The sequence below is a fragment of the Flavobacterium hydrocarbonoxydans genome (assembly GCF_009789235.1).
Taxonomy (GTDB): Bacteria; Bacteroidota; Bacteroidia; order Flavobacteriales; family Flavobacteriaceae; genus Flavobacterium; species Flavobacterium hydrocarbonoxydans.
In genome coordinates, this window is the sequence record NZ_WSTB01000002.1 from 196624 (window position 1) to 212904 (window position 16281).

The 16281-nt window shown below is 35.5% G+C and carries 12 protein-coding genes; 3 read left to right on the forward strand and 9 right to left on the reverse strand.

Features of this window, described 5'->3' with window-relative positions:
• Nucleotides 1-3 precede the first annotated feature (3 nt).
• The 4 genes from ileS to gdhA all read right to left on the reverse strand — a co-directional run bounded on the left by ileS (nt 4) and on the right by gdhA (nt 8168).
• Nucleotides 4-3405 (reverse strand): isoleucine--tRNA ligase, encoded by a 3402-nt coding sequence (gene ileS / locus GON26_RS04095; protein WP_160373455.1) that lies wholly within the window; start codon nt 3403-3405, stop codon nt 4-6.
• A gap of 121 nt (nt 3406-3526) precedes the next feature.
• Nucleotides 3527-4240, reverse strand: a complete 714-nt coding sequence (gene recO / locus GON26_RS04100; protein ID WP_160373456.1) for a DNA repair protein RecO — start codon at nt 4238-4240, stop codon at nt 3527-3529.
• Between the two features lie 86 nt (nt 4241-4326).
• Nucleotides 4327-6609 carry a type IX secretion system anionic LPS delivery protein PorZ gene (gene porZ / locus GON26_RS04105; protein ID WP_160373457.1) on the reverse strand — a complete coding sequence of 761 codons (2283 nt, stop codon included), beginning with the start codon at nt 6607-6609 and terminating at the stop codon, nt 4327-4329.
• Between the two features lie 215 nt (nt 6610-6824).
• Complete coding sequence (gdhA, locus tag GON26_RS04110; protein WP_160373458.1) at nt 6825-8168, reverse strand: NADP-specific glutamate dehydrogenase; 1344 nt, start codon at nt 8166-8168, stop codon at nt 6825-6827.
• A 285-nt stretch (nt 8169-8453) separates the two neighbouring features.
• Between gdhA and GON26_RS04115 the strand changes: the two genes are divergently transcribed.
• Nucleotides 8454-9248, forward strand: a complete 795-nt coding sequence (locus tag GON26_RS04115) for a THC0290_0291 family protein (RefSeq protein ID WP_160373459.1) — start codon at nt 8454-8456, stop codon at nt 9246-9248.
• A gap of 41 nt (nt 9249-9289) precedes the next feature.
• On the opposite strand, the gene GON26_RS04120 is transcribed toward GON26_RS04115, so the two are convergent.
• On the reverse strand, nt 9290-10432 hold the full coding sequence (locus GON26_RS04120; RefSeq protein WP_160373460.1) for a cystathionine gamma-synthase: 1143 nt from the start codon (nt 10430-10432) through the stop codon (nt 9290-9292).
• Nucleotides 10433-10536: 104 nt separating this feature from the next.
• On the opposite strand from GON26_RS04120, the gene GON26_RS04125 reads away from it, so the two are divergent.
• Entirely contained in the window at nt 10537-11280 is a 744-nt protein-coding gene (locus GON26_RS04125) for a DUF3298 and DUF4163 domain-containing protein (RefSeq protein WP_160373461.1), read from the forward strand.
• Nucleotides 11281-11503: 223 nt separating this feature from the next.
• Here the strand turns inward: GON26_RS04125 and GON26_RS04130 are convergent, their stop codons facing one another.
• The 4 genes from GON26_RS04130 to GON26_RS04145 form a co-directional block, all read right to left on the reverse strand.
• Nucleotides 11504-12643, reverse strand: a complete 1140-nt coding sequence (locus GON26_RS04130; protein WP_160373462.1) for an ATP-binding protein — start codon at nt 12641-12643, stop codon at nt 11504-11506.
• Nucleotides 12644-12757: 114 nt separating this feature from the next.
• Nucleotides 12758-13513 (reverse strand): SDR family NAD(P)-dependent oxidoreductase, encoded by a 756-nt coding sequence (locus GON26_RS04135; protein WP_160373463.1) that lies wholly within the window; start codon nt 13511-13513, stop codon nt 12758-12760.
• A 50-nt stretch (nt 13514-13563) separates the two neighbouring features.
• On the reverse strand, nt 13564-14097 hold the full coding sequence (locus GON26_RS04140; RefSeq protein ID WP_160373464.1) for a GNAT family N-acetyltransferase: 534 nt from the start codon (nt 14095-14097) through the stop codon (nt 13564-13566).
• An 11-nt stretch (nt 14098-14108) separates the two neighbouring features.
• Nucleotides 14109-14981 (reverse strand): aldo/keto reductase, encoded by an 873-nt coding sequence (locus GON26_RS04145; protein ID WP_160373465.1) that lies wholly within the window; start codon nt 14979-14981, stop codon nt 14109-14111.
• Nucleotides 14982-15204: 223 nt separating this feature from the next.
• On the opposite strand from GON26_RS04145, the gene GON26_RS04150 reads away from it, so the two are divergent.
• On the forward strand, nt 15205-16209 hold the full coding sequence (locus GON26_RS04150) for an AAA family ATPase (protein WP_007807095.1): 1005 nt from the start codon (nt 15205-15207) through the stop codon (nt 16207-16209).
• Nucleotides 16210-16281 lie beyond the last annotated feature (72 nt).

Sequence of the window (16281 nt, forward strand, 5' to 3'; positions counted from 1 at the left end):
ATATTATTTGGAAATTAATATCACTGTTTTAATATCATCAAACTCAATTTCTGTGCCGTTTTCCAGAACATCCACAAAAACTAAATCATTTGTTAACGTTTCAGACTTAATATAGTCTTCATTTTTTAGAATTGCCTCTTCTAAAAGGCTATTTCTCTTCAATTGCACTTTGATTTTATCGGTAACTTCAAATCCGGAATCTTTACGGATATTTTGAATTCTGTTTACCAACTCTCTTGCAATACCTTCACTTTTCAGTTCTTCTGAAATGGTGATATCCAACGCAACTGTAATTCCATTTGAATTTGCAACCAGCCATCCTTCGATATCCTGCGATGTTATTTCGACATCTTCTAGTGATAAAGTTACATTATTTCCAGCAATAACAATATCCAGCGTTCCCTGCTTGTCTAATTGGTTAATCTGCTCCGCTGAAAAATTTTGTATTTCTTTGGAAATCAGACCCATATCTTTACCGAAACGTGGTCCTAAAGCTTTAAAATTAGGCTTAATCTGTTTTACCAAAATACCGGAATCATCATCTAAAAGCACAATTTCTTTAACGTTTACCTCCGCTTTTACAAGCTCAGAAATAGCCTCAATTTCAGCTCTCTGATTCTCGTCAAGTACTGGAATCATTACCTTTTGCAACGGCTGACGCACCTTGATCATCTCCTTTTTACGAAGTGACAAAACCAATGATGAGATGGTTTGCGCTTTCTGCATTTTGCTTTCTAACGTTTTATTAACAAAGTTTTCGACAAATTTTGGGAACTCAGCCAAGTGAACACTGGCAAAATCCTCAGTCCCTGTTGAAATCGTTAAATCTCGGTACAATTTATCCATGAAAAAAGGAGCCACAGGAGCACTCAACTTGCTTATTGTTAGCAAACAGGTATAAAGTGTTTGGTAAGCCGCAATTTTATCGTGAGCGTATTCACCTTTCCAGAAACGACGACGGCACAAACGAACGTACCAATTACTCAAATTTTCCTGAACAAAGTCAGAAATCGCTCTTGTTGCTTTTGTAGGCTCATAATCCTCGTAACATTCATCCACAAATTTTATTAATGTATGCAATTCAGATATAATCCACTGATCGATTTCTGGTCTTTCGTTTAACGGAATTTCCGCTTCAGCGTATTTAAAACCATCAATATTGGCATATAACGAAAAGAAAGAATAAGTGTTGTATAAAGTTCCAAAGAATTTACGGCGTACCTCAGCAATTCCTTCAATATCAAACTTTAAATTATCCCAGGGATTTGCATTTGAAATCATGTACCAACGTGTAGCATCAGGACCATATTCCGCAATTGTTTCAAAAGGATCAGTCGCATTTCCTAAACGTTTCGACATTTTTTGTCCGTTTTTATCCAAAACCAAACCATTCGAAACCACATTTTTATACGCTACTTTATCAAAAACCAAAGTTCCGATAGCATGTAAGGTATAAAACCATCCACGAGTTTGGTCAACTCCTTCCGCAATAAAATTCGCAGGGAAATCTTTATTCTCGTCAATTTTATCTTTGTTTTCAAAAGGATAATGCCATTGCGCATACGGCATTGCACCAGAATCAAACCAAACGTCAATTAAATCGCTTTCGCGTTTCATTGGCTGTCCTGATGCCGAAACCAACGTAATTTGATCGACTACATTTTTATGCAGATCGATTAAATCATAATTTGATTCAGACATGTTTCCGATTTCAAAACCTTTAAACGGATTTTCTTTTTGAAAACCAGCCTCGATAGCTTTTTCGATCGCGTTGTATAATTCTTCAACAGAACCAATCAGAACTTCTTCTTTTTTATCTTCCGTTCTCCAGATTGGCAACGGAATTCCCCAATATCTGGAACGGGACAAGTTCCAGTCGTTGGCATTTTTCAGCCAGTTTCCAAAACGTCCTTCGCCAGTAGATTTAGGTTTCCAGTTGATCGTTTCGTTCAGGTCGAACATTCTGTCTTTTACATCGGTTACTTTAATGAACCATGAATCTAATGGATAATACAAAAGCGGCTCATCTGTTCTCCAACTGTGCGGATAACTGTGTACGTATTTTTCGACCTTAAAGGCTTTATTTTCTTCTTTTAATCGAATAGCAATTTCAACATCTACAGAACGCTCTGGCGCCTGACCTGCATCATAATATTCATTTTTGACATATTTACCAGCCAAATCTCCTAAATGCGAAGTGAATTTTCCTTGTAAATCTACCAAAGGAACAGCAGTACCATTTTCGTCTAAAACCAACATTGGCGGCACTTCTGGCTTAGCTTCTTTTGCTACTTTAGCATCATCTGCACCAAAAGTTGGAGCAGTATGCACAACTCCAGTTCCGTCTTCTGTAGTTACGAAATCTCCGGCAATTACTCTAAAAGCATTTTCTGCATTTTGATATGGCAGCACATAAGGTAATAATTGCTCGTAACGGATTTCTACTAAATCAGCTCCTTTCGCTTCCGCTAAAATTTTATACGGAAGTTTTTTATCTCCTTCTTTAACATTATCAAAATCAGCATCGTCTTCACTTGCAAAAAATCCTTTTCCGAATTGTTTTCCAACTAAATTTTTAGCCAAAACAACATTTACAGGTTCAAAAGTATATTGATTAAATGTTTTTACTAAAACATAATCGATTTTTGGTCCAACTGTTAAAGCCGTATTCGAAGGTAATGTCCAAGGCGTTGTCGTCCAGGCCAAGATGTGAATATCTCCAAAACCTTGTAAAAATGAAGGCAAAGTTTCAGGTAAAGTTTTAAACTGTGCTACAATCGTTGTATCCGTAACATCTCTATAAGCACCCGGCTGATTTACTTCGTGAGAAGACAACCCAGTTCCTGCTTTTGGAGAATATGGCTGAATCGTGTACCCTTTGTACAACAAACCTTTATCGTAGATTTGTTTCAAAAGCCACCAGACAGACTCCATATATTTTGGTTTATACGTCACATACGGATCTTCCATATCTACCCAATACCCCATTTTTTCGGTCAAATCATTCCATACGTCGGTATAACGCATTACGGTTTTTTTACACGCTTCGTTATATTCTTCTATCGAAATGGTTTTACCAATATCTTCTTTTGTAATTCCAAGCTCTTTCTCGGTACCTAATTCTACAGGCAATCCGTGCGTATCCCAACCGGCTTTTCTTTTTACCTGAAAACCTTTTTGAGTTTTATATCTGCAAAAAATATCTTTAATCGCACGTGCCATCACGTGGTGAATTCCAGGTAAACCGTTTGCTGAAGGCGGGCCTTCAAAAAACACGTAAGGCTCAGCACCTTCGCGGGTACTTACACTCTTTTCAAATATATTTTCTTTCTTCCAAAAATCAAGTACTTCTGACGCTACTGTTGGCAAGTCAAGTCCTTTGTATTCAGTAAATTTTGTGCTCATTTTATCCTTTTCTTAATCGAGGTGCGAAAGTAAGGAATTTTGAGGAAAGATGAAAGAGATTAGAAAAAAGAGAAAAGATTATAAATTTTTATTTATGAAGTATGAAAAATTCTTAGGAAAATCAGGAGAAGACTTCTTTTAAAACATCCAAAGATTTAGGTTTTTTGAATCCATCCAAATGGAAGCTGTAGTAATCAATCAGAATTTTAAGCAGAATTTGTCTTTCGATAACATGAAAGATTTTCTGATCATTGTCAAATTTTAAATCAATCAGTTTTTTAAACAAAGAAGTTTCGTGCTCTGACAAAGAACCAATTCCGTGAAAAAGTGTAAAAACCCCTTCATACATTTCAAAAAAAGGCAAATCAATTTCGGAAACATCCGGATAAAAACCAAGATATTTAGTGGTCTCTAAGAGTAAAATCAAATGAAAATTAGAAACCTCATCATGATGGTCCAGCCAGGTTAATGCGGTTTCTAAAAACACAAAAAGTGATTCGTTTTTTTCTTCTTCCTGAATGGAATAATGGAGCATTTCAGACAAAAACATCACCATCGTACTTTTGACCAAATCAGTATGAATACTCTGAAAAGGAACCGAAGTTTTTATTTCTTTGAAATTCTCCAAAGTGCCTTTATTTTTATGAACCGCTTCGATTTCGAGTATCGATAATGGCTGAAAATAAGCAATCTTCTGACTCGCTTTCCGGCTCGAAAAAGCATCGCGCACGAAATAAGATTTCAGCCCATTTGAAAGTGTAAAACATTTTACGATCAAACTTTTTTCCTGAAATTTTAAAGCCGAAATTACGATTGCTTTGGTTTTTACTTGCACTTTTTGATTTTAGATTTTAGAGTGTAGATTTTAGAGTGTAGATTTTAGATTTTAAGACTACTGGACTTGGGACTTGGGACTTGGGACTACCTAATAATCATAACCTTTTTAACCTTCGTCTCCCCGCCATCCTGTGCCGAAATAAAAATCATGTACACGCCCGAAGCTACTTTGTATTTCCCGAAAGCGGTTGTATCCCATTCGATAGTACCTCCTTCAGAAGTGGTTTCATATACTAAATTACCTTCGATATCGGCAATTTTAATATTGGCCTTATCAATCAAACCCGCGATTTTTACCGTTCCCGAAAATTCAGGACGAACGGGATTTGGATATACATATACATTATTCAAATCTTCGTTGGCTTCAGTTGCAATTCCTTTAAAAGAAATCATTCCTTTATTGGTGGCTATAAAAACTTCGCCGGTTACACTATTAATCTTAATATCATTGATCACATTACTAGGCAAAGGCGAATTGTTTATCGTAAAATGATATTTGGTTTCCTGACCGTTTGGCGAAACCATAAAAATACCAGAATCTACCGTCCCTATCCATTTATTATTGGCACCATCAACCGCAATCGAAGTAATAAACTGCTCATATAATAATTCCTGCGCCAGATTATCATCATTAATAATTATTGGATTTGCTTTTAACTGACTTTCAGTTTGAAAACTGGCTACATTTGATAAAACACGTAATCCTTTTGTAGTTCCTATCCAGAGTTGGTTTTTAGTATCCACGGCCACTGTTCTTGCATTGTTGCTGGGTAAATTCCCAACATCAGGTCCAAATGTCATTTTTTTAAACGTATTAGAACTTTCATTAAAACCTACTACACCCTCATTACTGGTACTAATCCATTTGGTACCGTTTTTATCAATGGCAATATTCGAAAAATTGGTTTCTTCAGGATCTACCAAAACCGTACTTATCGGATAGGTTTGCCATTGTCCGTTGGTTCTTAAAACTTTCAGACCATTCTTGATTCGGCTATTGGTTACCCAAAGATTTCCAGATTTATCAAAAGCATTTCCGTTGATACGAACGTCAAAATAATTAGGTCCTTCAGTTGTTATGGTTTCTAAACCACTATTACTATAATCGTATAAAAAATTCGGAACATCATCTTCAATTTTTAATAATCCCGAAAAAAACGAACTGGCATAAACCTGATTTTCATTGTTTGGATTTACTAAAATCCGGGTAATAGATTTAGCACCCAGAACTTCTTCATACGGAATATTCAGCCAATCCGAATTACTGTATTTACTAATTCCGTAACTGTCTAAATTGTACGGATTATAAAACAAATCGTAATCGCCGTAAACTGCCCAAACTGAATTTGAAGTCACATCTAAAGAAAAAATATTGTTACGGGAAGGTCCAATAGGTGTATTGTTGTCAAAAGTAGCTCCAGAAGCCAAAACTGCCGAAAACAGGCCGTTTTCTTTTGTTCCGATATAAATAAAATCGCTAACAAATGTTGCGCATGTAAAAATTATTTTATCACTAAGAACTTCAGTGTTTGAAATTTGACGCATTAAAATCATCTGATTATTATATACAAAAATGGTATTAGGAGTGGTAATCATCAGAATATTATTTTCAGCACGCATGTCTGTAGAAGCCTGCGGAAGTTGTAAAAAACCCACAAAAGCATTTGAAACAAAACGATGAATATATCCTGAACTGTTAATCGCAATTAATTCTGTATCTAAAGTTTCTACACTTGACCATTCACCAGAATTAACCACTGACCATTGATTGTAATCAATTAAATCCGAATTCAGAATATCGGCCCTTCTGATTCCGCTTGAAGTTGCGGCATAAATAAATCCATTAAAAAAAGCAGCTTGTTTCACACTAATTTCGGCACCGACATCTCCAATAAAATATGTATCACCAAATTGTGAAGTTGTTACATTAAACTGTACAATTCCAAAATCACAAGAAACATACACCAAACCGTTATGCTCCATGAAATGATTTATTTTTTTAAGATTGGCCGGTAATTGTTTATTGATAATATCTACTTTTTTAAGCATGCTCCCATCGGCTTCATTAATGATTATCAGCAAACCATTTTCATAGCCTACCAATGTTTTTTTAGAAACCTCACTATAATAAATGGCTGATATTGTCTGTCCGGAAAGCCCATCAACAGTTGTGGTGGTTTTGACAAGGTTAGAAGCTGTGTTTTTAGAAAACATAGCATTCTCTGAAGCTGCAAAAACAGTAGCTGGTGCTTCTGACAAGTCTTTTATTTCGTTAAACGAAAAATAAGGCTGCCATGACAATTTATTTTGTGCCAAAGCAATTTGCAGCAACAATAAAAACAAAATATTCAGAAACCTTCTTTTCATTATTTGGATGATTCAGATTGACAAATATACTACAAACGAAAGTATTTGAATTTTGTTCTACTTTAAATAAAGTTCTTTTTTGAACCATTAAGAAATTAAGTTAAATGAAAAATCAAAATTTTAATTCTTTTTAAATTCGCAATGGCTAAAAAAAATGCCTTCAGTTTATCTCTTTCAAGACAACTGAAGGCATTCAAAAAACTATAATTAAAAAATTACACTATACCCTGAGCAAGCATAGCATCTGCAACCTTAACAAATCCAGCAATGTTAGCTCCTTTTACGTAGTCAACATAACCTGATTTATCAGAACCGTATTGTACACATGAAGCATGAATTGCTAACATGATTCCTTTTAATCTTTCATCAACCTCTTCAGCAGTCCAGCTTAAACGCAATGAATTTTGAGACATTTCAAGACCAGAAGTTGCAACACCTCCGGCATTTGAAGCTTTTCCTGGAGCAAATAAAATTTTAGCTTCCTGAAAAGCAGTAACAGCACTTGGAGTTGATGGCATATTGGCACCTTCGGCTACAGCCAAAACTCCATTTGCAATCAAAGTTTTTGCTTCGTCTCCGTCTAATTCGTTTTGGGTAGCGCATGGCAAAGCTACATCACACTTTACTTCCCAAGGACGTTTTCCTTCAACATATTTTGCGTTTGGATATTTCGCAACATACTCGCTGATTCTTCCTCTTAATTCATTTTTCAATTCCATTACAAAAGCCAATTTCTCAGCATCGATTCCGTCAGCATCATAAATATAACCTGCAGAATCAGACAATGTAACTACTTTTGCACCTAATTGAGTTGCTTTTTCAGCAGCATATTGCGCTACGTTTCCAGAACCGGAAACTGCAACTGTTTTACCTTTGAATGAATCTCCTTTAGTCTGCAACATACTCTGAGCAAAATAAACTGCTCCGTAACCTGTTGCTTCCGGACGAATTAATGAACCTCCGAAAGAAATTCCTTTTCCGGTAAGAACTCCGGTAAATTCGTTTCTTAATCTTTTGTATTGACCAAACATATAACCAACTTCTCTTCCTCCTACACCTATATCTCCGGCAGGAACATCCGTATCTGCACCGATATGTTTAGAAAGTTCCGTCATAAAACTTTGACAGAATTTCATGATTTCGTTATCTGATTTTCCTTTTGGATCAAAATCAGAACCACCTTTTCCACCGCCCATTGGCAATGTTGTCAAGCTGTTTTTGAAAGTTTGCTCGAAAGCCAAAAATTTCAAAATACTTAAATTTACAGATGGATGAAAACGCAAACCTCCTTTGTAAGGCCCGATTGCAGAATTCATCTGGATACGATATCCTTTATTAACTTGTATTTCGCCTTTGTCGTTTAGCCACGTAACTCTGAACAAAATCACACGTTCAGGTTCAACCATGCGCTCTAAAAGCATTTTGTTTTGATATTTTTTATTTTCTTCAATAAAAGGAATCACCGTTTCGGCAACTTCTAATACTGCTTGTAAAAACTCAGACTCGTTCGGGTTTTTCTCACTAACCGAATCTATAAAAGCTGTAATACTTTGTGACATGATTATTAGATTATTAACATTTAAGAAAACGTTTTCGTTATTACAGACAAAGGTATAGGAAAATCATATTTCAAATAACGATTTTTATAACATTTTTGTCGGAATTATGTATTTTTCAAACAATCAGAAAAACGCCATTTAAGTTATTGCGATTTGTAGAAAAAAACCATAACAATAGTTAGTAAATTAAGTATTTTGCAACTTATTTTTTAATAGAGGTATTTTTAATTTCTAATCGAATAGGTTTTTTATATATTTGCCTCAGATTCAGACACCACCACTCACATGTTTAAAAAAATTGTAATTACATTAATAACCATTTTTGGCTTTTCATCGACGACAAATGCCCAATTAGACCTGGCTCATGAAGTTGGTGTTATTTTTGGACCAGTTACCTTACAATCAGACTTTGGAGAACGTCATGATTTCGATACTAACATTGGTAATACAGGATTTGGCATTGGAATTGTTCACTTTATCAACTTTTCTTCAAATAGTAGCCGTAATACTTATTTTGCGGAGCATTTTAAAGTCAGATCAGAGTTATCCTTTAACAAAGCTAATTTGGAACACTTCGGACAATGGGTTAACAGAAACAGTAATTCTGCAGGAGTTGCAAAGCTTAAAGCCATGACCGGATCCTCGACTTTAGTAAATATTGGCTCACAGTTAGAGTACTCTCCATTTGTAGAAATAAAAAACTACGAAAGACTTAATGGACGATTTAGTCCTTATGTAAGTTTAGGTTTTCTGGCTACTTTATATAAATCAAAACTCACCTCATCTCTTGGTCCGTTAGGAACTCCGGAAACAACACCTGGTAAATATTTAGTACCATCTGACGGTCACGCATATGGTTTTTCCAGCGAAAGAGGATTCGCCGTATCAGCAGTTGGAGGTCTTGGAGTACACTACAAACTGGATGAAATGAATGACATCTTATTCGAAACGCGATTCCAGGTTTTCAGTTCAGACTGGATTGACGGATTAAACCCAAATAAAGACATTTATACCGAAAACAAAGCCAATGACTGGCAAGTCTGGTTTAATGTTGGTTATGTATATTATTTAGAATATTAAAATACAAAACCCCAATTCTTACGAGTTGGGGTTTCTTATTTTTAAGCTAATGCCTGTTCTAAATCGGCAATTAAATCTTCGGCGTCTTCGATACCAACACTCAATCTTACCAGGTCATCGGTAATACCTACCTCAGCACGTTTATCAGCCGGAATTGACGCATGTGTCATCAAAGCCGGATGATTCGCCAGCGATTCTACACCGCCTAATGATTCTGCCAGCGTAAAGACTTTCAATTTCTCTAAAAAAGCAATCGAATCTTCTTTTTTACCCGATTTAAAAGTAAACGAAACCATTCCGCCAAAAGCTTTCATTTGCTTTTTAGCAATTTCATGAAACGGATGACTTTTTAAACCTGGATAATAAACTGTATTTATTTTTGGATGCTTACTTAAATACTCCACTACTTTCTCTCCGTTTTCGCAGTGTCTTTGTACTCTTAGCGAAAGCGTTTTAATTCCTCTTAAAACCAAAAAACTATCCATTGGTCCTAGAGTTGCTCCCGTTGCAAATTGCTGAAAATGCAATTGCTCGCCTAGTGCTTCGTCTTTTACAATCAAAGCTCCGGCTATAACATCGGAGTGTCCTCCTAAATATTTTGTAGCCGAGTGCATCACGATATCAGCACCCAAATCAAGCGGTTTTTGCAAATAAGGTGTTGCAAAAGTATTATCTACCGCCAGCCAGATTTTATGTTCTTTAGTGATTTTTGCAATTTCCTGAATATCGGCCAATTTCATCAACGGATTGGTTGGTGTTTCTACCCAAATCAGTTTAGTATTTTCATTAATTAAAGACTTCAATTTGGTAATATCGGTCATATCAACAAAATGAAATTTTATACCTGAATCTTTATAAATTCTAGAAAACATTCTATAGGTTCCTCCGTACAAATCATCCATTGCAATAACTTCGTCACCTGCTTTGAATGCTCTTAAAATACAATCTGTAGCTGCCAAACCAGACGAAAAAGCCAATCCGCGCGTTCCGTTTTCGATACTGGCCAAAGCATTTTCTAAAGCCGTACGGGTTGGGTTTGAAGCTCTGCTGTACTCATAGTCACCCAAAGGCTGCCCCGGACTTGTCTGAATATAAGTTGAAGTTTGATACACCGGAGGCATAACAGCTCCTGTACTTGGGTCATGATGCTGACCGCCATGTATTACTTTTGTATTGAATTTCATGTAGTTACCGTTTTTAAAAACTTAAATATTCTACAAATTTACCGTTTAATTTATTCTAATCCTGAAACACTTCCTACCTTTGTATATAATTAACAATTTTTGAGATGAAATACCACGTTTTCCTTCCGCTATTATTTTTTGTATTCGCCAGTTGCAGTAAAGAACTTTCTTTTGAAAACGAAGTAATTACAAAAAAGTCAACCGTTCCCTGCGAAAAAGATTGTCCAGAAATCACGATTGATATTCCAGTTGCAAAAAATGTTCCTGTGACGGCGGATAGCATCAACAAGAAAATTTTGAATGTTTTAAAAGACATTGTTTATTTTGGGGAAAAACCTTCGGAAGCCAGAGATTATAATACACTGGCAAGTTCGTTTATTGCTTCTTATGAAGAAATGCACAAAAAATTCCCGAGTGAAACATTTGGTTGGGAAGGCAAAATCACTGGAAATGTAGAATATCAATCGGATCAAATTTTAAATATAAAATTAGACCATTATACTTATACTGGGGGCGCACATGGTTATCAGGGCTTCCGTTCCTTATTGTTTAACCCTAAAACGGGAAAGTCAATTTCTATGGATAAACTATTCAGAAACAAAAAAGAGTTTCAGGCTTTCGCCGAAAAAGAATTTAGAACAAAATTTAAAATTCCGGCAGCAGCCAATATCAATTCGACCGGTTTTATGTTTGAAAATGATAAATTTCAGCTTCCGCAAAATATTTTTTATACCAATGAAGGTTTGCTTTTATATTACAACTCCTATGAAGCCGCTTCTTATGCTGAAGGTCCGCAGGAAATAATTTTCCCTTTTGAAAAAGTAAAAAAATATTTGGTTTTTGAGTGATAAATGATTGTTTAAAGAAACCAAATTTCATAAAGTTTGTCATTCCGAAGGAATCTCTATATGCAAAGAATTACCAGTTTTAGAGATTCCTACGGAATGACAAAATTGCGTTTAACGAATCCTAAATAAGACGCACTGCGGTGCGTCTCTACAGAAAACCTTTGTCGCTTTGAACCTTTGCAACTCAAAAACTTAGAACCTTAGAGACTTAGAACCTTTTTTTTCACTGCTCTCCATATTTCATTTTTCTTAAAATTCGCAACGCTTCTTTAAAGGACAAATACACTTGCGAAAAAGGTTTTAAAAGTAATTTTGCATCAATTAATTTTTGCTTGGCATCGTCAAAACCATTCAGATAACAAATCATAAAAGTCGAAGGCAGGTTTTCCAAATCTTTCAGCTCACGTTCTGATAAAATCTGATTTTTTTGCAATTTCTGAAGTAAAGCTATATTCGAATTGTAAATATGAAACAACATTCTCCTATTGAATTCAGGCGGTTGAAAAAGCATTTTACTATCAATTTTGTAATAGCCATTGTCAAAAAAACGGATGGTTTGTTCTTCTAAAGGATAATAACTCGTTTTGTCGTTTAACCCCAACGGAACATATTCCGTAATTGTAAAACTATTGTCGTCAAAAACAATGGTAACCACATCCTGAGCCGAATAAAAAAGCTTAATTTGCTCGTTAATCAGCTCAATATCTACACGCGATAAGAAAGTTTTGTCACGAGATTTTTTAGGAACTCCAGCCCAGCAAATCACAAACAATTCTTTGAAAACATGATATTTTGGCGACATATCTTTGTGCCTGAAATTCATAAAATCTATCACTCCATCCAGCGTATATTGAATACTATTCCGGGAACTGTTCTCAATCCCGATGACGGTTTCTGTATTTTGATAATTTTTTTCAACTTCGCCCTCAACCGGAACCGAATTGCTGCCACGACGTATAAAAACACTATTTGCGGGCGTGGTATGAATTCCTTTTTTGAAATACGAAATTTTGCTTTTGGGTTTAATAGTCACCAAACCCACCACTTTATCTTTTGGAAGATTAGGAAAAGGCACATTTTCGTATTGAATTTTTGGCGGGTTTTCGAGAAAAGCATTCACCAGATTCTGAATTCGGCTATCATCGAAAAAATCATCGCCAACAATTTCGTTATCCTGATCTTCTACCCCAACTACGATATAGGAATTATTGGTTGGGTTTGAATTTGAAAGGGCACAAATGTGTTTCAGGAATTTTCCTTTTCCTTCACGGGAGTGTAAATTCAGCTGCCTTTTTTTGTCATAAAAACTGCTCTCATCATTATGGGCGAGTAGATTTTTTATTAAAAGGCGTTTGTTGATCATGTTTAAATATTTTTTATTTTAGTTTCAGCAACAACGAATAAATCAGGCGATTACAAATTTCTACTAATTTAAAAAGAAAGACGCACTACTGTGCGTCTCTACATTAAATTTCAATTAAATATCTTTTTTAACGATCGTCGATGAGGCTTGCGCTGTACTCATTACGACCAAATCTGCAATATTTACATGATAGGGCCTTGACACAACAAAATGAATAATATCGGCAATATCCTGAGCCTGCAGCGGATCAAAACCTTTGTAAACATTCGAAGCTTTGTTGGTATCGCCTTTAAAACGCACTTCACTAAACTCCGTTTCAACCATTCCTGGATGTATCCCGCCAACTTTTATAGAAAACGGATTCAAATCAATTCGCATTCCCGCAGTAATGGCGTCAACAGCGTGTTTTGAACCGCAATATACATTTCCGTTCGGGTACACTTCTTTCGCGGCGGTTGAACCAATGTTGATAATATGACCTGATTTTCTTTCGACCATTTGCGGAATTATCGCTTTCGAAACATATAATAAACCTTTTACATTGATGTCTATCATAGCATCCCAATCTTCTAAATCTCCCGTCTGAATAGGATCTAACCCATGCGCATTTCCAGCATTATTAATTAAAATATCAATGTTTGAAAAATATTCTGGCAAAGAATTGATACTCTCTAAAACCGCATTTTTATCCCGAACATCAAACGCCAAAGAATGTACTTCTGTATATTCAGAAAGTTCTTTTTCAAGTTCTTCCAATCGGTCTTTTCTTCTGCCGCAAATGACAATTTTGTAATGGTATTTTGCAAATAATTGCGCCGTTGCTTTTCCGATTCCACTAGTGGCGCCAGTAATTAAAATTGTTTTTTTCATTCTCTTTTTTTATGTTTTTTAGCCACAGATTAAAAGGATTTTAATGATTTTTATCTGTTTTTAAATTTTATTTTCTCTCCTATATTGTTCCAATTTAAATCTATTGTCATATTAATCGCGGTCCAGATTTCATCATCAACTTTTCTTGTCAATTTTTTATCCGGATTAATATTGAAACCAACTTTTTCATAACACTTAATGGCGCCTATATTAAAATCGAAAACATTCAATTCAACATTTCTTTCTTTTCTGTTTTCAAGAATAAATTGCAGTAAGAGAACCACAATTTGTTCTCCAATTCCTTTACCTCGTTGCTTTTCATCGATAATCAGAATCCTTCCGAGTTTTGCAGAATCGTCTTTGAAATAAATTTCACAATGCCCAACCGTACTTTCATCAAAAGCATTTACAACTCTAAAAGCAATTCGCTTTTTATCCGAAAGTGTTTTGTTTATTTGTTCTTCCGTTAACGGAAAAGTAAATTCTGGTCCTCCAAATTGCATTAAATCTTTTGCATTTTTGATGGAATTGATTAATTCGGAATAAAAAATTTTATCAAATTTTTCGAGGCGTATCATTTTCATAATGTTTTTATTTAAGGAACATCATCGCCCATACTTTCTGTCCAAATGGCGAACCAGTCTTCTTTGTCCATTTCTAATTCTACGGCTTTCATCAACGATTGAATTCTGGCGACATTCACAGTTCCTGCAATCGGGATGACTCCGGCTGGGTGTTTCAATATCCAGGCCAATAAAAGTGTATCAGAGCCAAAGCTGTATTTTTGAACCAAATCAGCAAGCAGTTTTTTCAAACGTCTTGTTTTCTTGGTATCTTCTCTAAAAACCGTTCCGAGTGGATTCCAAGAAAGTGGACGAATTTTATGTGTTTGCATATAATCGAAACTTCCGTCCAGCATTGGCTCATAATTTGTTGCCGAAAATTGTACCTGATTATAACTCACTTCGGTTTTCTGGCGAATCAATTCGGTTTGAGAACTCGTAAAATTCGATAATCCAAAATCGATGATTTTTCCTTCTGATTTTAACTTTTCGACTGCTTCGGCAATTTCATCTGCCTGCATCAACGGACTTGGTCTGTGCAATAAAAAAACATCCACAAAATCAGTTTTCAGCTTTTTTAAAGATTCTTCGACTGACCAGATTATGTATTCTTTAGAATAATCGTAATGTTTGATTTTGTTTGGACGACTTTCAGCAATCATCTGAATCCCGCATTTGGTAATCAATTGTAGTTTTTCCCTTGCTATTTTACTCGCTTTAAAGGCTTTTCCAAAATCAGCTTCGGTAGTATAAGAACCATAAATATCGGCGTGATCAAAAGTCGTGATTTTATTTTCGATACAAATTTGTATCATGTTTTCCATTTCTTTTGGCGTTAGGTTTTTATCCCAGACACCCCAATTCATAGTGCCTGAAATTATAGGCGACAAGGCAGTTTTACTCATGGTTTTATTGTGTTTTTTGTGGTATTAAATATACTTTCGTGAAGCATAATCATCAAAGTTCTTAAAAATATAAAAATAGAATCACAATTCGTCCTTAAAATTAGTCAGTTGGTCGAAGTTTTAACCATTCTTTAACATCTTACTTCTCAAAAAATATTCAATTTGCACTCTCAAAAGTAAGGCTTAAAATACACCGTTTAAAAAAGGTTTTAAAAATATTTATATGGAAGAAAATACAACGACTTTAGACATTAGAGCGATTAATGAAAAAATTGAAAGAGAAAGTGCTTTTATAGACCTTCTTACAATGGAAATGAACAAAGTTATTGTGGGCCAGAAACATATGGTCGAGCGTTTATTGATTGGACTTTTAGGACAAGGGCATATTTTGCTTGAAGGAGTTCCGGGATTAGCCAAGACGTTAGCGATAAATACCTTGTCGCAAGCGGTTCAGGGTTCTTTCAGCCGTATTCAGTTTACTCCTGATTTATTACCTGCCGATGTTGTGGGGACGATGATTTACAACATCAAAGCAAATGAATTCTCGATTAAAAAAGGGCCAATTTTTGCTAATTTCGTACTTGCCGATGAGATAAACCGTGCTCCTGCCAAAGTTCAGTCTGCACTTTTAGAGGCGATGCAGGAAAAACAAGTTACTATTGGCGATACGACTTTCAAACTAGACCGTCCGTTTTTAGTATTGGCAACACAAAACCCTGTTGAGCAGGAAGGAACGTACCAGCTTCCTGAAGCACAGGTCGATCGTTTTATGTTGAAAACCGTAATTGACTACCCAAAAATTGATGAAGAGCGTTTTGTAATTCGTCAGAACTTAAAAGGAAGTTACGAAAAAGTAAATCCGGTAGTTTCTGTAGAACAAATTTTGCGTGCGCAAGAAGCTGTTCGTGAAGTGTACATGGACGAAAAAATAGAAAAATATATCCTGGATATCATCTTTGCTACTCGTTATCCTGAGAAGTACAAATTGGCCGATTTAAAGCCACTTATCAGCTTTGGAGCCTCTCCACGTGGAAGTATCAATTTGGCCAATGCGGCTAAATGTTACGCTTTCATCAAACGTCGTGGTTATGTAATACCGGAAGATGTTCGTGCTGTTGTACACGATGTTTTACGCCATAGAGTTGGTATCACTTATGAGGCTGAAGCCGAAAACATTACTTCCGTAGATATCATCAACAAAATCGTAAACGAGATTGAAGTACCTTAAGAAATTTTAGATTTTAGAGTGTAGATTTTAGATTTAAAAAAACTACGCTCTAATTTGGAATCTAAAATCTAA